Annotated in this window: 21 protein-coding genes, 2 tRNA genes and 1 pseudogene; 14 read left to right on the plus strand and 10 right to left on the minus strand. The window is 61.5% G+C overall.

Annotated elements, in window-relative coordinates; genetic code table 11:
- The first annotated feature begins 269 nt into the window (after positions 1–269).
- The 4 genes from RQ479_RS17180 to RQ479_RS17195 all read left to right on the plus strand — a co-directional run bounded on the left by RQ479_RS17180 (position 270) and on the right by RQ479_RS17195 (position 3,092).
- Complete coding sequence (locus tag RQ479_RS17180; protein WP_376701954.1) at positions 270–527, plus strand: hypothetical protein; 258 nt, start codon at positions 270–272, stop codon at positions 525–527.
- 76 nt (positions 528–603) lie between these two features.
- On the plus strand, positions 604–1,197 hold the full coding sequence (locus RQ479_RS17185) for an SOS response-associated peptidase (RefSeq protein WP_376701955.1): 594 nt from the start codon (positions 604–606) through the stop codon (positions 1,195–1,197).
- Positions 1,198–1,270: 73 nt separating this feature from the next.
- Positions 1,271–2,161, plus strand: coding sequence for a transglutaminase N-terminal domain-containing protein (locus RQ479_RS17190; protein ID WP_376701956.1), 891 nt, complete (start codon positions 1,271–1,273; stop codon positions 2,159–2,161).
- 79 nt (positions 2,162–2,240) lie between these two features.
- A complete protein-coding gene (locus RQ479_RS17195; RefSeq protein ID WP_376701957.1) occupies positions 2,241–3,092 on the plus strand; it encodes a transglutaminase family protein in 852 nt (283 codons plus the stop codon).
- Positions 3,093–3,210: 118 nt separating this feature from the next.
- Here the strand turns inward: RQ479_RS17195 and RQ479_RS17200 are convergent, their stop codons facing one another.
- The 4 genes from RQ479_RS17200 to RQ479_RS17215 all read right to left on the minus strand — a co-directional run bounded on the left by RQ479_RS17200 (position 3,211) and on the right by RQ479_RS17215 (position 5,908).
- Complete coding sequence (locus RQ479_RS17200) at positions 3,211–3,756, minus strand: group 1 truncated hemoglobin (RefSeq protein WP_376701958.1); 546 nt, start codon at positions 3,754–3,756, stop codon at positions 3,211–3,213.
- Positions 3,757–3,984: 228 nt separating this feature from the next.
- Entirely contained in the window at positions 3,985–4,176 is a 192-nt protein-coding gene (locus RQ479_RS17205) for a transposase domain-containing protein (protein WP_376705965.1), read from the minus strand.
- Between the two features lie 1,178 nt (positions 4,177–5,354).
- Complete coding sequence (locus tag RQ479_RS17210; protein WP_376701959.1) at positions 5,355–5,732, minus strand: hypothetical protein; 378 nt, start codon at positions 5,730–5,732, stop codon at positions 5,355–5,357.
- A 101-nt stretch (positions 5,733–5,833) separates the two neighbouring features.
- Positions 5,834–5,908 (minus strand) — tRNA-Thr (locus tag RQ479_RS17215).
- A 174-nt stretch (positions 5,909–6,082) separates the two neighbouring features.
- On the opposite strand from RQ479_RS17215, the gene RQ479_RS17220 reads away from it, so the two are divergent.
- From RQ479_RS17220 to RQ479_RS17265, 10 genes are all read left to right on the plus strand, one after another.
- Positions 6,083–6,289 carry a hypothetical protein gene (locus RQ479_RS17220; RefSeq protein ID WP_376701960.1) on the plus strand — a complete coding sequence of 69 codons (207 nt, stop codon included), beginning with the start codon at positions 6,083–6,085 and terminating at the stop codon, positions 6,287–6,289.
- A 158-nt stretch (positions 6,290–6,447) separates the two neighbouring features.
- On the plus strand, positions 6,448–7,740 hold the full coding sequence (gene murA, locus RQ479_RS17225; protein WP_352783582.1) for a UDP-N-acetylglucosamine 1-carboxyvinyltransferase: 1,293 nt from the start codon (positions 6,448–6,450) through the stop codon (positions 7,738–7,740).
- Positions 7,741–7,833: 93 nt separating this feature from the next.
- Positions 7,834–8,268: a DUF2948 family protein gene (locus RQ479_RS17230; protein ID WP_376701961.1), complete on the plus strand. Its 435-nt coding sequence runs from the start codon at positions 7,834–7,836 to the stop codon at positions 8,266–8,268.
- Positions 8,269–8,272: 4 nt separating this feature from the next.
- On the plus strand, positions 8,273–9,565 hold the full coding sequence (hisD, locus tag RQ479_RS17235) for a histidinol dehydrogenase (RefSeq protein ID WP_376701962.1): 1,293 nt from the start codon (positions 8,273–8,275) through the stop codon (positions 9,563–9,565).
- 2 nt (positions 9,566–9,567) lie between these two features.
- The gene (locus RQ479_RS17240; protein WP_292663977.1) at positions 9,568–10,053 is read left to right on the plus strand and encodes a UPF0262 family protein; all 486 of its coding nucleotides are present in this window, start codon (positions 9,568–9,570) and stop codon (positions 10,051–10,053) included.
- Between the two features lie 58 nt (positions 10,054–10,111).
- Positions 10,112–10,522, plus strand: a complete 411-nt coding sequence (locus tag RQ479_RS17245) for a low molecular weight phosphatase family protein (protein ID WP_353006212.1) — start codon at positions 10,112–10,114, stop codon at positions 10,520–10,522.
- Between the two features lie 89 nt (positions 10,523–10,611).
- Positions 10,612–10,830 carry a translation initiation factor IF-1 gene (infA, locus tag RQ479_RS17250; protein ID WP_006200926.1) on the plus strand — a complete coding sequence of 73 codons (219 nt, stop codon included), beginning with the start codon at positions 10,612–10,614 and terminating at the stop codon, positions 10,828–10,830.
- 25 nt (positions 10,831–10,855) lie between these two features.
- Positions 10,856–11,485, plus strand: coding sequence for a Maf-like protein (locus RQ479_RS17255; RefSeq protein WP_292663975.1), 630 nt, complete (start codon positions 10,856–10,858; stop codon positions 11,483–11,485).
- Positions 11,482–11,673, plus strand: coding sequence for a DNA gyrase inhibitor YacG (gene yacG / locus RQ479_RS17260; protein WP_376701963.1), 192 nt, complete (start codon positions 11,482–11,484; stop codon positions 11,671–11,673). The genes RQ479_RS17255 and yacG overlap by 4 nt, the downstream gene beginning before the upstream one ends.
- A gap of 374 nt (positions 11,674–12,047) precedes the next feature.
- Positions 12,048–12,123: transfer RNA gene (locus RQ479_RS17265), tRNA-Phe, on the plus strand.
- A gap of 178 nt (positions 12,124–12,301) precedes the next feature.
- Here the strand turns inward: RQ479_RS17265 and ggt are convergent.
- The 6 genes and pseudogenes from ggt to RQ479_RS17295 form a co-directional block, all read right to left on the minus strand.
- Positions 12,302–13,894, minus strand: a complete 1,593-nt coding sequence (ggt, locus tag RQ479_RS17270) for a gamma-glutamyltransferase (protein WP_376701964.1) — start codon at positions 13,892–13,894, stop codon at positions 12,302–12,304.
- Between the two features lie 21 nt (positions 13,895–13,915).
- Positions 13,916–14,634, minus strand: a pseudogene (locus RQ479_RS17275) (ABC transporter permease).
- A complete protein-coding gene (locus RQ479_RS17280; protein WP_376701965.1) occupies positions 14,631–15,344 on the minus strand; it encodes an ABC transporter permease in 714 nt (237 codons plus the stop codon). The pseudogene RQ479_RS17275 and the gene RQ479_RS17280 overlap by 4 nt, the downstream one beginning before the upstream one ends.
- 69 nt (positions 15,345–15,413) lie before the next feature.
- A complete protein-coding gene (locus tag RQ479_RS17285; RefSeq protein WP_376701966.1) occupies positions 15,414–16,259 on the minus strand; it encodes a transporter substrate-binding domain-containing protein in 846 nt (281 codons plus the stop codon).
- Between the two features lie 85 nt (positions 16,260–16,344).
- Positions 16,345–16,992: a GntR family transcriptional regulator gene (locus RQ479_RS17290; protein ID WP_376701967.1), complete on the minus strand. Its 648-nt coding sequence runs from the start codon at positions 16,990–16,992 to the stop codon at positions 16,345–16,347.
- 530 nt (positions 16,993–17,522) lie between these two features.
- Complete coding sequence (locus RQ479_RS17295; RefSeq protein WP_376701968.1) at positions 17,523–17,978, minus strand: hypothetical protein; 456 nt, start codon at positions 17,976–17,978, stop codon at positions 17,523–17,525.
- Positions 17,979–18,559: the final 581 nt, after the last annotated feature.

Here is an 18,559-nt window from a genome sequence, read left to right on the forward strand (position 1 = left end):
GATGAAGTTTGTTTCGCGAAACAGGAATCCAAACCGGAGGCGCCCGACGAAAGCTTGGCAAACCAACACTTTGGAAGCATGCGGGCTACTTGCCGTCGTGCTGTCCTTTATTCTTACCGTTCTGTTGGTTGGTCTCATCCTTGGCTGAAGCCATGCCCTTGCCACCGGCGACACGATGCCCGGCAACTGGCGAAGATGTGGCCAGTTCGAAGGATTAAACCATTCATGCTAAGCGTTAATAGCTTGTAGCCATTGGAGAGGACGCCAACGTGGACAAACGGGCTGAAGGGGACGCGGAGAGATTGGCTCGGGGCGAGTTCGAGCTCAAAGCCGAACGATATGGCGTGAACGCCTTTCTTCTCGTTGTCGAACTTGTAAATCTGCTGGAAAAGCGTGGAACGATCAGCAGCGACGACGTCGCGAAAATAGCCGCAGCCGCAGCACTCGCCGTTGCCGCATCCAGCGAACCCGACACCAACAGCATCAATCTGTTGCAGGCCATCGCTGCCGCACGCCGGCCCAAATAGGCTTATATCAAATCTGCCAGCAATCGCGCGAAACGCTAGGTTGAACTGATTTCGGTCGAGGGAGCGGAGCCCTTTCATGTGCAATGACTACGAGCAGCACATCGCCTGGGCCGAGTATTGCCGGATGATGGAATCGCTGGCGCTAAGAATCCCCAGCCATCAAACCGAACTGGATCTGCCGCAGGCAGATGACATCCACATCAACGACCCCGCGCCCGTAATGCGGCCTGCCGGCGACACAATCGAACTGGCGTCGATGACGTTCGGCTTTCCCCCGGCCGGGCCAAAAGGCGGACCTGTGTTCAACTTTCGCTCGGAGGGCCGGCAGTTCGGCAACAGCAAGCGCTGCCTCGTCCCAGCGTCGGCATTCTTCGAATTCACGGGAAGGAAGTATCCGAAAACCAAGCACAGGTTCACGCTGGATGGCCATTCGTTCATGGCGATTGCCGGGCTGTGGCGCGAGGGTGTCGGCAACAAGCCGCCGACGTTCACGATGCTGACGACCGATCCAGGCCCGGATGTCGCGCCATATCACAACCGGCAAGTGGTTGTGCTCCCGCCATCGGACTGGGCGGCGTGGATCCATCTGACGAAGTCCGAGGCTGAACTCTTGCGGCCGTTGCCGGAGGGGTCGCTCAGAGTGGAAACAGCTCGGGCAGGTTCGGAGTAGGAATCATCGAATGAGCGCGGAAAAGATCATATGATTGCGCCAACATCGCAGGTAAATTTGTCGACGGAAGCTGATGCCGATCTTCTCAGTCCAGCACACGACGGTCTACCGCTACAGCCGGCCGGTGAGGTTCGGCGAGCATCGGCTGATGTTCAGACCGCGCGACAGCTTCGATCAAAGACTCCTGGACCACGCCTTGTCTGTCGATCCCGAGCCGAAAGAGGTTCGCTGGATCCACGACGTTTTCGGAAACTGCGTGGCGGTGATCGATTTCGAGAACCCCGCGGAAGAACTGCGCTTTGCGACAGACATTCGGCTGGACCACACGCCGCAGCATGCGCCCGATTTCCGTATCGACGAAGCTGCGCTTCACTATCCATTTTCCTACGATCCCGACGAAGCCGCCGATCTCTCCCAGACGATGGAACGTCAATACGAGGATGACGGTGACGAGGTTGGCAAGTGGGCACGACAATTCCTGAGTGCCGCAGGGCACACCGGGACCGGCAATCTGTTGATGACGCTTTGCTATGCCATCCACGAAAGCTTTGTGTATTCCCGTCGAACCGAGCCAGGAACGCAACCGCCGCTGATGACGTTGCACCTGCGTCGCGGCACCTGCCGCGACTTTGCGCTGTTCATGATGGAGGCGGTTCGTTCGCTCGGTTTTGCCGCCCGCTTTGTGACAGGCTATGTCTATGTGCCGGGCCGCGACAGCGCGGCGGTTCTTGGCGGCGGGTCGACCCATGCCTGGTGCCAGGTCTACCTGCCGGGTGCCGGCTGGGTCGAGTTCGACCCCACCAATGGCATTGTCGGCAACCGGGATTTGATCAGGGTGGCCGTGGCTCGGCATCCTCGACAAGCCATCCCGCTTTCCGGGAGTTACTCTGGCAGCGCCTCGAGTTTTCGCGGAATGACAGTCGAGGTGAAAGTGGCGAAGGAGATCGGTGCGCAGGAAAATTAGCATCCGCTTATGTTTTCCCGGAACTGTTTGGCCGACGCGGAGTTTGCCCGGTTGCTGAATGACAACAATCGGAGCGTCGATGCGGATCCGCGCGGGTTACACCCTCACCTACGAATGTCCGCAGCCAACGCCGATGCTGTTGGCGCTCGAGATCCATCCATCGCGCCAGGTCGATCTGTTGACGGAACAGGTCATCGATTTCGATCGTCCCGTCGAAGCACGCGGCTACGTCGACGGTTTCGCCAACGCCTGCACGAGGATCGAGGCGCCCTCGGGCCTGACGACGATCTCAACCACCTTCGATATCTACGATAGCGGCGAGCCCGATGCGGTCGCCGAGCAGGCTGTGCAGCACAAGATCAAGGACCTGCCGGACGAGGTGCTCGTCTTTCTTCTCGGCAGCCGCTACTGCGATACCGATCGTCTTGGAGATTTTGCCTGGGCGAAATTCGGCAATACCGCGCCTGGATGGGGGCGTGTCCAGGCGATCTGCGATTTCGTTCACAATCACATCGTCTTCGATTACCAGAAAGCCGACCCGCTGCGGACGGCTCACGGCAGCTTCACTGACCAGGCCGGCGTTTGTCGTGACTTTACCCATTTGGCGATCGCGCTGTGCCGTTGCATGAATATTCCCGCGCGGTACTGCACCGGCTATCTCGGTGACATCGGGGTACCGCCGGCGCCGTATCCGATGGATTTCAGCGCCTGGTTCCAGGCCTATCTCGCCGGCACCTGGTTCACATTCGATCCTCGCCACAACCGCCCGCGCATCGGGCGGATATTGATGGCAACCGGGCGCGACGCGACCGACGTCGCCATCTCAACCAGTTTCGGTTTTTCGCGGCTTACCCGCTTCGAAGTCGTGACGGAGGAGGCCCAGGCCGAACCTTCCCCGGCGTCTGTCGAAAATTCCGCGTTCTCACCTTGAGCTGCAAGGTTCGTAGAGGTGCGTCGATGTCCCCCTCTGACCGCGAGGTCGGGGCCGCGCTGCATTCAGGGCGACGCGGGCGCCATGCGAATGCATCCGCCCGCACGATATAAGCGCTTCAGCCCCGCTTGACGTTGCCGGCGGTGACCTCGTCCTTGTGGGCGGCGAAAGCTTCCAGGACCTCGGTTTTTTCAGGCTTCGGAATCTTGAAATGATCCAAGGTCCGCCCGAGTTCGGCTGCGACCTCATCGAACTCCGCGGGGGAAATCCGCAGGTCGCGATGCGCCTCCTCGAGGCCGAGCGGCGTCGTGCCGGGCTTGGTGGCGACGAACTTGAAAGGCCCGCCAGAAACGTCGCAGACCCACAGCGTGCGCATGAACTTGAGGCCGGGCAGCCTTTCAAGGTTCTTGGTGTGCCATTTGCGCAATTGTGGGTTCTTGGACTTCTTGCCGACGATCGGGTTCTTCACGACGGCGTCGCTGAAATGGTCGATCACCGCCGCGATGGCGAACACACCCCCCAGCCGCTCATACAGACTTTTCTCAGATGTGGTTTTCTTCGTCTGCGCGAGCGCCTTGTCGGCAGGCAATACCGACGTCGATGCGGCGGCCAGCGCCAGCCCGGCGACAACACTTCGTCTTGTCAAAGAGGTCGAAATTTTCATCCCTGGTTCCCTTCGAGGTTAGGCCAGAGCAAACCGCAGCCTGCCTGGCGGGCTTCATGAAGTGACATGCGGACGCTTTGCCGTATTTTAGCATCGTCTAAGGAACTAACGAGCCCTTCGCCCGAATTATTCCGATGGACGACATTGTCCTGGTCAACATGCGTAACGGCGGCGCGGATGAGGGATGTTGCGGGCACCGTAGTGTTCCGTAAGCGCCTCACGGATCGCCTATGGATTTGGGCTTGACGTTTTCCGGAATCGCCAGGGCATGAGTTCCTCGATCTGGATCTGCGGATGGCCGTTGATGATGGCGTCGAGGGTTTCGGCGAGGTAGGCGACCGAGTTGACGTCGTTGAGCCTCAGGTGGCCACGATGGAGGCGAGCAGCGCCCAGTTGTCGAACGTAGTGCTGTGCTGCGATTGTCGAAAGTGTCCCAGGAGCCTCTTAGGGACCCATTGGCTCCAACGATCCGTTGCTTTCCCCACCCCAACTTTCAAAATTGTGGTAAAGTCTCGACGTTGTTATTGGCTTTGAGCGAGCGGTGTGAGGGCGCTGGAGGCTACCATGCACTTCATTAAGGTCCTGGTTGGCTCAGCAATATTGACAGCATCGGGGGCAGCGTTTGCGGCAGAGGAGGTGTCTGTCGAGAGAGGACGGCTGGTTTCCATCATCGGCAGCTGTCACGACTGCCATACTGACGGCTACAGGGAAGCCGAAGGCGCACTCGACCCCACCAAGGCATTGAGAGGGAAAGCAATAGGTTGGCGGGGGCCGTGGGGCACAACCTATGCAAGCAATCTGAGATGGAGCGTGCAAGACCTTAGCGAAGACGGGTATGTAACCTACATCAAGACACTTCGCACATTGCCGCCGATGCCTTGGTACAACCTTCGCGTCATGCCGGAGAGCGACATTCGGTCATTCTATCGATATGTGAAGTCGCTCGGTGATCCCGGCGCCTTCCTCCCGAGAACGGCGAGACCGGGGGAAGAGCCAAGGACGCCCTTCGTCACGCTGGAGCCACCGCAAATGCCGAAACCTTGTTCACGCGACCTGGACTGCGGCGTGGGCGAAGTTTGCTCGGCCGCACCAGTCCGCCAATGCGTTAAGAAGTAGGCACCCTGGGCAGCGGCCCTCTTAAGACAGCCGACCCCAATTGCGCGGTAAGGCGAAACTCCGGGAACCTTAAGTTTCGGAATAGTAGCGAACGCCGCCCTCGGGCCAGACGTCAAGTCAGACCGTCAATGATAAAACTTAGAGTGTTCCTGGCCTCGCTGGCGGCGGTCGCCTGCGGCCAATAGCCTGTGCTTTTCGAAGATCGCTAGCTTCTGTGGATAGGTGATCCGCACCTTCGCGTTGCACCCGTCGCATTTGAAGTGCGCGATCGTTCTTAGTGCAGAGCCCTTTCTTACCGCCGGATGCGAGCAATCCGGACATTCGAATGTGAGCGCGACATCCGATAAGTCTTCGGCTAACCCCATTTCCATCCCCTTCGCAAGCTCGGTGGCTACACTCTGGCGATTCTCAATGAGCAATTCAGATGCCAAACGGCTGTGCCAAAGCGGGACTAGACCAATTCGCCTCGGAACGCCGCCAAGCTAGTGCGCCTTCTCTGTGCCTTTTGAGCGACGAAGAGACCTAACTTCCTCCAGCAGTTCGCGCTCATTGGTAGTCACGTTTCGGAAGATTGCGACAATCATCACCGCCAAGGCTTCGGCATCCAGGCTTAAAGGGTCAATGTGTTCATCTGCGCAAACCTGATCAAACACGCGTTCACAAATAGCCAAATCATGAGGGCTGAGGCGAGTGCGATTGAAACGCTGGCGCGACATTTGCGAGCCTTCGAGGCCCGCTGCCGTGCACAAAATGCGCGCCCTAACAAGAAACGCGAGTCGTTGAGTGATTGTTCCCGACTGCAGCTTTGTTACGCCGCCTGCAGCAGGGGCAGACCAGAATGCTTTCCCCGCGCGCATCATGGCGCATGCATCGATCGCTTCAGTGTGGTTCGAATGATGCTGGAGTCTGCCCCGGGGGAACTAGCGACCAGTTGGCGCTGACAGGTGCATACTGAATTCGATGGTGCTGCGAGAGAGGATTGAACTCTCGACCTCTCCCTTACCAAGGGAGTGCTCTACCACTGAGCTACCGCAGCCGCCGATGGCGGGGCTTCTGCCATATCGAACCGGCAAGCGCAAGGCCAAGACAAGGGGCACAAACGGGGGCCGGGTTGAAAGGCCGCACCGGGCGGTTGTTGCGGACATGGCCGTGCCACAATGTTGGCTATCCCTTGATCCGCACTGGCGGGTCGCCGGCCGGGGACGGAACGATGAACGACAAGATAGTTTCTCCGAACAAGGATGGGCCACCGAAGAAGGATGGTTCAGCGAAAAAGGCCGGAACGGGCCGCAACGACCGGCTGGCTGAGCAGCTGCGCGCCAATCTGCAGAAGCGCAAGGCGCAATCGCGGTCGCGACGGACCGGCGACGCCGACAAGCGGCCGGACGGGCTGCAGGCGGTGATGAAAGAAGATTAACGCGAATCGGCTATGCTGGTCGCCGGTACTTTTGGCCAAGTCAGCGTGGGCCAAAGTGGGCAATAGCCTGTTTCTTGAACCAAGCCGGCCAATGGTCTAGATGGCCGCAACAGACTCAACCGATTTAAACCGGCCTTGGCGCCGAGGGGACGCTCTTCATGGATCGCATCAGAATTGTCGGCGGCAACAAGCTTGCCGGAAGCATTCCGATCTCGGGCGCGAAAAACGCCGCGCTGCCGCTGATGATCGCCGCGCTTTTGACCGACGACACGCTGACGCTGGAAAACGTGCCGCATCTGGCCGATGTCGAGCAGCTGATCCGCATCCTCGGCAATCACGGCGTCGACTATTCGGTCAATGGCCGCCGCGAAAAGCAGCAGGAAGGCTATTCGCGAACCATCACTTTCTCCGCCCGCAACATCGTCGACACGACGGCGCCTTACGAGCTGGTGTCGAAGATGCGGGCGTCGTTCTGGGTGATCGGGCCGCTGCTGGCCCGCATGGGCGAGGCCAAGGTGTCGCTGCCCGGCGGCTGCGCCATCGGCACGCGCCCGGTCGACCTGTTCCTGGAAGGCCTGCAGGCATTGGGCGCCAATATCGACGTCGACACCGGCTATGTCATCGCCAAGACCAGGAACGGCCGGCTTGTCGGCAACCGCTATGTGTTCCCGAAAGTCTCGGTCGGCGCCACCCATGTGCTGATGATGGCGGCCTCGCTGGCCAAGGGCGAGACGGTGCTCGAAAACGCCGCGCGCGAGCCCGAGATCGTCAACCTCGCCGAATGCCTCAACGCCATGGGCGCGAAGATCTCCGGCGCCGGTACGGCGACCATCACCATCGACGGCGTCGAGGCGCTGTCGGGCGCCCGCGTCAGGGTCATCCCCGACCGTATCGAGACCGGCACCTATGCGATGGCGGTGGCGATGACCGGCGGCGACGTCGTGCTGGAAGGCGCGCGGCCCGACCTGTTGCAGACGGCGCTGGATATCATTTCGCAGACCGGCGCCGAGATCACGCAGACCAATTCCGGCATCCGCGTCAGGCGCAACGGCGCCGGCATTTCGCCGGTCGACGTGACGACGGCGCCCTTCCCGGCTTTCCCGACCGATCTGCAGGCGCAGTTCATGGGCCTGATGACGATGGCCAAGGGCAAGTCGCGCATCACCGAGACGATCTTCGAAAACCGCTTCATGCACGTCCAGGAACTCGCCCGGCTAGGCGCCCACATCACGCTGTCCGGCCAGACAGCGATCGTCGACGGCGTAGCGAAGCTCAAGGGCGCGCCGGTCATGGCGACCGACCTTCGCGCCTCGGTGTCGCTGGTCATCGCCGGCCTTGCGGCCGAAGGCGAAACCACGGTCAACCGCGTCTACCATCTCGACCGCGGCTTCGAGCGGCTGGAGGAAAAGCTGTCCGGCTGCGGCGCGGAGATCGAGCGCATTTCGGGGTAGAGCCTTTCCGCAAGGCTTGCGGTCCGGTTGCGCGGATCGCCAAGACCGCCTAACAGAAGGCCAAATGTAAATCTTCGCAGGTGCGAATTCCGCATGAATGGCCTCAAGCTTGTCGCGCTCGACGATCAGGATCTGAGCATCATCTCGGCGCATGTCCAGGATGCCGTCATGAAGGTCAGCGATCTCGAATACCTGCCTTCGGTAAAGCGCTTCGTGCTGACCATGAGCCGCTTCGTGTGGGAGGCGAAATCCGGCTTCCTGCGCCAGCACAATGAGCGGCGGCAGGCCGTGCTGCATTTCGACCGGGTGCTCGGCGCCAAGACCAGCGGCATTGCCCGCGACAAGCCCGACGAAGTGCTGTCGCTGCTGGCGATCAGCTTTCTCGCGCTCGATAAGCCGGCCGGCATCGTCGAGCTGATCTTTTCGGGCGGCGGCGCGATCATGCTCGATGTCGAATGCATCGAGGCACGGCTTGCCGATGTCGGCGGCGCCTGGAAAGCGACGTCGCGCCCGGTCCACAGGGTTTGAGCCGATGGCCATCACGCTTCGCCAGTCCGACGCCGATTTCGAGCAGCGCTTTGCCGCGTTCCTGCTGACCAAGCGGGAAGTCTCGGCCGATGTCGACGCCGTGGTGCGCGAGATCATCGCCAAGGTGCGTGCCGAGGGCGACGCGGCGCTTATCGGGTACACGCAGAAATTCGGCGGCGGCGACCTGGCCAAGCTCGGCATCGCCGTCTCCAGGGACGACATGGCCAAGGCTTACGATGCAGCCGATCCGCAGACGGTCGAGGCGCTGAAATTCGCGCGCGAGCGCATCCGCGCCCATCACCAGCGGCAGCTGCCGCAGGACGACCGCTACACCGATGCCGCCGGCGTCGAGCTCGGCTCGCGCTGGACGGCGATCGAGGCCGTCGGGCTCTATGTGCCGGGCGGCACGGCGAGCTATCCAAGCTCGGTGCTGATGAATGCCGTGCCGGCCAAGGTCGCCGGCGTCGAGCGCATCGCCATGGTGGTGCCGGCCTCCGGCGGCGAGGTGCCGCCGCTGGTGCTGGTGGCGGCCGACCTTGCCAGCGTTTCCGAAATCTACCGCGTCGGCGGCGCCCAGGCGATCGCCGCCCTTGCCTATGGTACCGCGACGATAAAGCCCGTCGCCAAGATCGTCGGCCCCGGCAATGCCTATGTCGCGGCGGCCAAGCGCCAGGTGTTCGGCACGGTCGGCATCGACATGATCGCCGGGCCGTCGGAGGTGCTGGTCGTGGCCGACGGCAGCAACGATCCCGACTGGATCGCCGCCGACCTGCTCGCCCAGGCCGAACACGACGTGTCGGCGCAGTCGATCCTGATCACCGACGACCGTGCGTTTGGCGCAGCGGTCGAACAGGCGGTCGAACGCCAGTTGCAGAACCTGCCGCGCGGAGAAACGGCGGCGGCGAGCTGGCGCGATTTCGGCGCCATAGTCCTGGTGCCGACGATCGAGGCAGCACTGCCGCTGGTCGACCGCATCGCGGCCGAACATGTCGAGCTTGCCATCGACGACCCAGAGGCTTTCCTGGCGCGGATGCGCAATGCCGGTGCGGTGTTTCTCGGCCGCCACACGCCGGAGGCCATCGGCGACTATGTCGCCGGCTCCAACCACGTGCTGCCGACGGCGCGCTCGGCGCGCTTTTCGTCCGGGCTTTCGGTGCTCGATTTCGTCAAGCGCACGTCGATCCTGAAGCTCGGGCCGGAGCAGTTGCGGGCACTGGCGCCGGCGGCGATCACGCTGGCCAAGGCGGAAGGTCTCGATGCGCACGGTCGCTCCGTCGGCATCCGGCTGAACATGTAGAAATGTCCGACTACGACCAAACCCGCGCCAGGCTGATCGATGTCGAGCTCGACGAGACGATCGGCCGTTCGACGCCCGATGTCGAGCATGAGCGGGCGGTGGCGATCTTCGACCTGATCGAGGAGAACCGGTTCCAGCCGGTCAATGACGACGGCGCCGGGCCATACCGGCTGAAACTGTCGCTGGCCGAGTCGCGCCTGGTGTTTGCGGTGGCGCGCGAGGACGGCGCAGCCGTGGTCACCCACATCCTGTCGCTGACGCCGCTTAGGCGGATCGTCAAGGACTACTACATGATCTGCGAAAGCTATTACGACGCCATCCGCACCGCGACGCCCAGCCACATCGAGGCGATCGACATGGGCCGGCGCGGGCTGCACAATGAAGGCTCGCAGACGCTGATGGACCGGCTTGCCGGCAAGATCGAGATTGACTTCGACACGGCGCGCCGGCTGTTCACGCTGGTTTGCGTGCTGCACTGGCGAGGCTGAACTGGCCGCCCCGCTGCCCCGCCCGATCCTGCCCCGCTCGATCCTGTTTGTCTGCGGCATGAACGCCGTGCGCTCGCCGATGGCCGAACTGCTAGCGCGCAAGGTGCTTCCGCCCACCACCTTCGTCGCCTCGGCCGGGGTGCGCGGCGGCGAACGCGATCCGTTCGTCGATGCCGTGCTGGCCGAAGAAGGGCTGTCGCTGGGCGAACGGCACCCGAGAACGATGGACGACCTCGAGGACGACTATTTCGACCTGATCGTGACGCTGGCGCCGGAAGCCCACCACACCGCGCTCGAGCTAACCCGCTCGCTGGCCGTCGAGGTCGAGTATTGGCCGATGCCCGACCCGACCGGCGTCAGCGGCACGCGCGAGCAGATCATGGCCGCCTACCGCGACGTGCGCGAGCGGCTGAAGGCGCGGATCGGCCGCCGTTTTCTCGGCAACGGGGCTGAAAACGCTGCGGATTAAGCATGTTCACAAGCGGACGTTTATCATATAGGTTCCGCGCAACTTTCCGGCCGGGGCGCTGGAAGTACCCATCCAAGCAAAGGTATCGAATGCCGAAGGAAGAAGTCCTCGAGTTTCCGGGTGTCGTGACGGAACTGCTGCCCAACGCGATGTTCAGGGTCAAGCTCGAAAACGAACATGAAATCATCGCCCATACGGCCGGCCGCATGCGCAAGAACCGCATCCGCGTTTTAACCGGCGACAAGGTCCTGGTCGAGATGACGCCCTACGACCTGACCAAGGGCCGCATCACCTACCGCTTCAAGTAAGTTCAAGGACCCGGCCGGGATCGCGATGGGCATTTTGCAGAAGCTCGTGCTTGCCTCGGGTTCGCCGCGCCGGATCGAGCTGCTGCAGCAGGCCGGCATCGAGCCGGACCGCGTGCTGCCGGCCGATGTCGACGAGACGCCGCTGCGCGCCGAACACCCGCGCTCGCTGGCCAAGCGGCTGGCGACACAGAAGGCCGAGAAAGCGCTGGCCTCGCTGAAAACCGAGACGGACTACCTGCCGAGCTTCGTGCTGGCGGCCGACACGGTGGTTGCGGTGGGGCGGCGCATCCTGCCCAAGGCCGAGACGCTCGACGACGCCGCCAACTGCCTGGGGCTTTTGTCCGGCCGTTCGCACCGCGTCTATTCGGGCATCTGCCTCATCACGCCGGGCGGCAAGCAGCGCTTGCGGCTGGTCGAGACCAGGGTGCGGTTCAAGCGGCTGCCGCGCGAGGAGATCGAGGCCTACATCGCGTCGGGAGAATGGCGCGGCAAGGCCGGCGGCTATGGCGTCCAGGGGCTTGCCGGCGCCTTCGTCGTCAAGCTTGTCGGCTCCTACACCAACGTCGTCGGCCTGCCGCTCTACGAGACGGTGGCGCTTTTGAGCGGCGAAGGGTTTAAGGTGCACGCCAACTGGCTGTCGGGTGCGCGGCTATGAGCTCGGACGACAAGGTCACGCCACTGCGGCCCAAGCGGCCCTGCCCCGAATGCGGCAAGCCATCGGCGCGCGAAACCTATCCGTTCTGCTCGACCCGCTGCAAGGACATCGATCTCAACCGCTGGCTGAAGGGTGTCTACGTCATCCCGGGCCGCGACGACGAGGACGACAACGACGACCAGAAATAGCGCCGTCCGCCTGCGGTTTTCCACAAGCTTGGGGCGGCTTGCCCGCCCTGACCGCGGCCGGTGAACTGGCCCGCATTGAGGGCCAATCGTTTCTGCCTGAAATCAATGTCCAGCCTGTTCCACCCGGATAGAATCGGATGGAACAGGTTCTGGCTTTTTGTCTGAGCATGATCTTTTCCGAAAACCGGATTCCACTTTTCGAGATCATGCCTTTTGTTGGAGCATGATCCTTTCCGAAAACCGGATTCCACTTTTCGGGATCATGTTCTAAGCGCTGGACAGGCCGAATTCCCGTGCTATAACCCACGCGCTTTCAAGGGGTGCCGACGGCGCTTTCATGAACCCGGTGTGCAGATTGCCGCCCGCCGGAGCAGGCCCAGATAGCTCAGTTGGTAGAGCAGCGGACTGAAAATCCGCGTGTCGGTGGTTCGAATCCGCCTCTGGGCACCATTTTTTCCCGATCCATTCCGGACACATAGGTCACGGCTTATACTGGAGACATGGGTGACGATCTCGCGCCGAGCGGATTGTCGACGGCGTGCAAGAATTATCTGGACCATGGCGCCAGCGACGCCGGCCAAATGTCGATGAAGAACTCTTCAGCATCTTGGATCCCGCTCTGGCCACCCTACAGACCGAGGGCGCAGCCGTCCTTGCGCGGTTCAGAACCGCCCAGCAGGGTCCCGTTTGCCCAATCGATGCGAATAGCCTGCGCACCGCCGATCGGGTCCGTGGCAGGAATGATTTCGAAACCGCGCCGGCTAAGTTCAGCAACGGTTTCGCGAGCGAGCCCGTGTTCGGCCTGGACGTTCATCGTGCCGCTGACGGGGGCGACCCGCGGCAGATCAATCGCCTCCTGCAGATCCATCCCGAAGTCGAGCACCTTCGTCAGCAGGTGCGCGTGGCCCATCGCCTGGTAGTAGCCACCCATAACGCCGAAAGGCATTTCTGCCCGGCCGCCTCTCGCAAGCATCCCGGGTATGATGGTATGCAAAGGTCGCTTGTTCGGCGCCACTGCATTGGGGTGCCTAGGGTCAAGCGAAAAGCTTTGCCCGCGATTGTGCAAGACGACACCGGAGCGTGGCGAGACCAGGCCCGAGCCAAAGCTGTCGAAGACCGAGTTGATGAAGCTGACCGCATTGCGATCCTTGTCGACAACGGAAATATAGACCGTGTCGCTGTGCAGCGGCATGTCGAACGCCGGTAGGTCCGCGCGGGCGCGCTTTAGGTCGATCATGCCGGCCAGACGATCGGCCCAAGCATTCGACAACATGTTGGCCACCGGGACCTCGGACGCGTCGGGATCGGCGACGAGCAGGTCACGCGCGGCGTAAGCGAGGCGTGTCGCTTCAATTTCCAGGTGAAGCCGGTCCGCGGATTGGGGGTCGCCGTGAGCTTCGAAGCGGGAGAGGATGTTTAGAATCAGCAAGGCGATCACACCCTGGCCATTCGGCGGACATTCGAACACATCGCAGCCTCGAAACGCCGTGCTGATCGGGGTCACGTACTCGCCTGTTGCCGAGGCGAAATCTTCGAGTGTGTGCAATCCGCCGAGCCCACGAAGATAGGCGACCATGTCTTCGGCCACAGGGCCAGTGTAGAAAGCCTCTCGTCCCTTCTCGGCGATCAGCCGCAGCGTTGCGGCCAACTCAGGCTGGCGGTGCACTTGGCCAAGGCGTGGCGCGCGACCGTTTGGCAGGAAAATCCGTTTCGCGGTAACATCGGAGGCCAGAAGTTCTTCTTCCAACGCCCAGTCACGATGGACCCGCGGTGAAATGGCGTAGCCTTCCTCGGCGAAACGTATAGCAGGGGCCAGGATTTGATCGAAGGGCATATGCCCATGATCAGCGTGCAATCTGGTCCAGGCATCGATCGCTCCCGGGATGGTCACGGAGCCAGGAGAATTGCGGGCCACCTCGGCCATGCCACGTTCGAGGAACCAGTCAATTGTGAGGGCGGCGGGTGTCCTGCCCGATCCGTTGTAGGCGATGACCTCGCCGGATCCGTTTCGCGACAGAAGAGCGAAGCAATCGCCTCCAATACCGGTCGAGGCTGGCTCGACCACACATTGCACCGCGCAGGCTGCGATGGCGGCATCCATGGCGTTGCCGCCGGCTGCCATGATCTCCACCGCCGTCAGGGTCGCCGACGGATGAGAGGTGGCTGCCATGGCCTCGCGTGAAACGACGACCGAGCGCGTTGGTTTCTCAAAATTTCGCATGCTATGCCCTTCTGAACGTGATCAAGAGGCGACGTCGCTCATCGTCGAGGGGCGATGCCGCAGATGCCGCGACATCCAGTATTCGAGTGCCGCCAAGGCACGGATGATCGCGAAAGTCAAAGTGAGATAAATGGCGCCCGCGCAGATGAAGACTTCAAAGGCGCGGTAGGTCTGTGAGATCAATCCCTGGGCAATTCCAGTCACCTCCATCAAGGTGACGATGGAGGCCAGAGACGTGCCCTTGATCATCAGGATGATTTCATTGCCGTAACTCGGCAGGGCCTGGCGAAAGGCCAGCGCAGGATGACGTGCCGATAGGTCAGATATGTAGACAGGCCGACAGACCGGGCCGCCTCGACAAGGCCGCGTGGCACCGATTGAATCGCGCCGCGCAGGATTTCGCTGCCATAGGCGGTGGTGTTGAGTGTCAGCGCGATGATTGCGCACCAGTAGGGTTCGCGGAAAACGGCCCATAATCCAATTGCCGACAGTTGGTGCCGGAACTGACCAAGGCCATAATAGGTCAGAAAAATCTGCACCAGCAGAGGCGTGCCCCTGAACACGGCAACGAAGCCACGGATCGGCAAGACGACGAAGGGCGATTCCGATTGCTGGGCAAGCGCCAACGTGACGGCAAGAACGAAGCCGGCAACGATGGAAGTCAGGGCCAGTTCCATCGTAAGCGGCAGGCCGGCGAGGAGCTTCGGCAGGATCTCGAGGAAAAAACCGAAATCTATCATGCCGACCGGACGCGCCACGGCGCCTTTCGTTCCAGACGGTAAAAGGCATGGCCGGTGACGGAAGCGATAGCCAGGTAGAGCAAGGCTGCAGCAATGTAGAAGATAAATGGTTCACGTGTCGAACCTGCAGCGATCTGTGCCTGGCGCATCAGTTCAACGAGGCCGATTACCGATATCAGCGAGGAGTCCTTCAGAACCAACTGCCACACATTGCCGAGACCTGGCAGCGCGTATCTCAGGAGCTGGGGAAAAATAACCTGTCGCAGCCGCTGCAGCCGGTTGAGACCAAGCGCGCAAGCGGCATCGTGCTGTCCCTGGTCGATGGCGAGGTAAGCCCCTCGATAGACCTCGGCTTGATAGGCGCCCGAGATGATGGCTATAGCCAAGGTGCCGGTGGCAAAGGCCGGAACGCCGACGAATCCGGACCCGCCCAGGCTATGACCAAGCGAGGTCAGGGCGACACTTCCTCCATAGTAAAGCAGATAAATGGTCAGAAGGTCGGGCACGCCTCTGAAAACCGTGCAATAGCCAAGGGCTAGGAACCCCAATACCTTGGAGTTGCGGAGACGCCCGGCCGCTGCCAGCCCGCCGAATACAGCGCCAAGCGCAAAGCCCAGCACAGACAGAAGCACTGTAACCGAGGCCGCCACGAGAAGAGCAGCCCCCCAACCTCCATGCTGGAAACCAAGCAGCCGGAATGCGTCAACCATTGATACCCCCGGCAGGACGAACGGCTCAGCTCCGAAACGGGTCAGGACTGGCCGCTCGCCGACAAGCGCCTACTTGACTGGCGTGACGTCGCTCTTCAGCCATTTAAGCGACAGGGTTTTGATCGTGCCATCGGCGGTCGCGGCGTCGATGGCCCCGTTGAGCATGTCTTTCAGCTTGGTGTCTTCTTTGCGAATACCGGCCCCGGAGCCAAGACCGAAGAGCCCCCCGACAAATCCTGGTCCTGCAAGCGTATAGTCGCTGAACTCCGGTTTGCTCAGCGTGGCGGCCAGCGCTGTCTGCTGTGCGAAGAGCGCGTCGATGCGACCCGCGGCAAGATCGAGATCGTGTTGCTCGGTGGTCTTGTATTCGCGAATCTCGGCGACGTCCGAGAAGTACTTTTTTACGAATTCCAGGTTCGCCGTTGCGGCCTGAACGCCGATGATCTTTCCCTTCAGCAATGGCTTGAGCTTGTCGATTGCCGCCTGCGCAGAGGCTTCATTCTCCAGCTTGAACCGCTCATTGGAAATGCCGAGCTTGCCCAGTTCGCTATCCTTGGCGACCGCGAAACCTGAGGGATCCACCGCATATGGCTGGGTAAAGTCGATGACCTTCAGACGTTTTTCAGTGATGAACATACTCGCCATGATCACGTCGAACTTGCCGACGGTCAGCGCGGGGATCATGCCGTCCCAGTCCTGTGCGACGATCTTGCATTCGATCTTCATTCGCCCGCACAGATCATTGGCGAGATCGACTTCGAAGCCGTCCAGCTTGCCGTCGGCTGTTGTGAAATTCCAGGGCGCGTAGGCTCCTTCGGTGGCAATGGTAATTGCCTTTGGTGTTTCTTGTGCAACGGCGGCCTGGACCAGGCCGAACAGGACCGACGCAATAGCTGCGATGCGGCTAATTTTCATGTCATTCTCCTCTTTTTGCCGGTATGGCAGTTCCCTTTCGTCGTGCCAGATTATCTTCCGGCTTCAACGAGTTAGATGATATTTTCTAGCGCCGGCCGGGACTTGCGAAGTTGGCCAGAAGCGGCGCTGTCTCGACGATATGATCCCGCATGACGATCTCTGCCTTGCCGGCATCACCTGACCGCAGCACGTCGATCAAGATCTCGTGCTCGGCACGCGCGCTGGCGGGCTTGTCGACGTAGTCGAACCAGATGCGCAGGTAGGGCTCGATCACGACGTGCAGGCTGGCAATCTGCCGGACCAGCTTGGGTCTGTTGCTCAATTGGCAAATCTGCAGATGGAAGGCCTGATGGCGCACGACCCAGTCGCTGCTGCCGGTTTGGCTGGCGCGCTCCATGCGGTCGAGCTGGCGTGCCAGTTCTTCAAGCACGTCGACATCGATGTGCGGCATGGCAAGCCTTACCGCCAGCCCTTCGAGCACCGAGCGCATTTCAAAGGTTTCGTAGATCTCATCGAGGGTAAGCCCAGCGACGATGCAGCCACGGTTCGGGCGAATGACCACAAGACCTTCCGCGGCCAGCTGGCGGAATGCTTCGCGAACCGGCATGCGGCTCATGCCGATTTCCGTCGCGATCTCTTCCGGGATCAGCCGATCCCCCGCCCGATAACGCCCCATCCTCAGGGCCCGCTGAATGTGGCGATAAGCCTCCTCCTCGGCGGTCGTGATGCCCAACGGCTCGATTGCGTCTGCTGCCATGTCCTGGGTCCGATCGAAGCGTATCTGTGTATCCACTTATCCAGTCGTCGAAACCTGTGTCAAGCACCGATGCTTGTGCGTGTTAGAATTTCTCTTGTGAGAATAGACACTTGGAGGGAAAAAGAGGCAAGCAACCGCGATCAGCTAAGCCGCTGATCGCCGCTTGGCGACGTCCTGCAAAAAGGCCCGCCGCCCCATTTGCGAAGCGGCGAGGCCCCATATTCGGGGACATTGCCGGGATTCCCCGGCATTGCTTACAATGCAATTCAGGTGCCAGAATTGTTGACCCAAAACGGATCACCGCACCGGAGGCGCGAGCGCGGACCTTCCGCGATCACGCTACTGCCGCGCATTGCCATTCCTGCTATGTTACTTTGCGGCGGACCTGATTTTTCCGCCTGGCCGGCGCCCCATCAGGCAACTTACCCCAACGCGCCCCCCAGTGGCGCCGGCCATTTTCACACTATTGGAGCGCGGGTGCGCCGGCGCTTTTAGGCTCTCAGCACCTATGGCAATCCGCCGGCGAGCCGCTTTGTCCAGCCTGCAACCATCAGTCCGCACGCGATCCCCGCGCAGTCGGCCACCCAGTCGAATAGATCCGGGTCGCGCCCTATCAGTTGCACGGCCTGAAGACCCTCGATCGCTGCGCCCGTGAGAACGAGGAGTAGGATCAGCTTCGCCTTGTGTTCCGGCCAGCCGAGACTTCCGAGAGCCGCAAGGACGACGAAGGCGGCGGCGTGATTGAGCTTGTCGTGATCAAACGTGAAAGCCAGGCCAAGACCCTGCAGCATCTGCTCCGGCAAAAGGCCGAACAGCAGAACGCCGGCAAACGCGGCGGGAAAGGCAATCCTCGCCACGATCTGATAAGAATCCAGGCGCAACAAGGATAGAATGGCCTTTCGTCCGAAAATCTGCAGGGGAACACCACCGGCCGGCGAATCGAGAGCGAGCGCGGCGTCCAATCTCCGCCGTCCGGGCGTCCGGTGCATCGTCAGAATGAATGAATGCCCCGGTTCAGCCACTGGACAGGCCGGGCTCGTGGCGAGTGCTCTGCAATGGTGTAGCTTCCGCGATCACGCAATTACCTGCCGCGCCAGCGCGGCTACTATCTGGCTGCGGCGGACCTGATTTCCGCTTGGCCGGCGCTGCGTCAGGGCACCTTCCCCCATGCCACACGAAGCGGCGCCGGCCAGAATTCCACCGATTGCGCAAGGAGCGACCCGCGTCAAAAAAGCCCGCCGCCCTGTCGGACGACGGGCTCCGTTGCCTGGGCGCCCAGGGCGCCACGGTAGCGACTGATGTTACGAGTGCTCCCGCAGGTTTCCAATATGCTGCTGCCGAACGGCGTTGCGCATCGGCTAAACAAACGAAGCCCGCGCCTCTGGCGGAGGGCGCGGGCCGACCGGGTTGCACCCCGATCTGCAGCAGAAACCCGGGAGGTTCCCGCTGCTTAGGATAACAATTAGAGACTTCTAATGTTCCGGTCTAGGGAAGATGCCGGCTGCACCAGAAACCTCGTGGTCGGAGCGATGACGATCGAGGC

It is taken from the genome of Mesorhizobium sp. ISC25, assembly GCF_042295465.1.
Classification (GTDB): Bacteria; Pseudomonadota; Alphaproteobacteria; order Rhizobiales; family Rhizobiaceae; genus Mesorhizobium.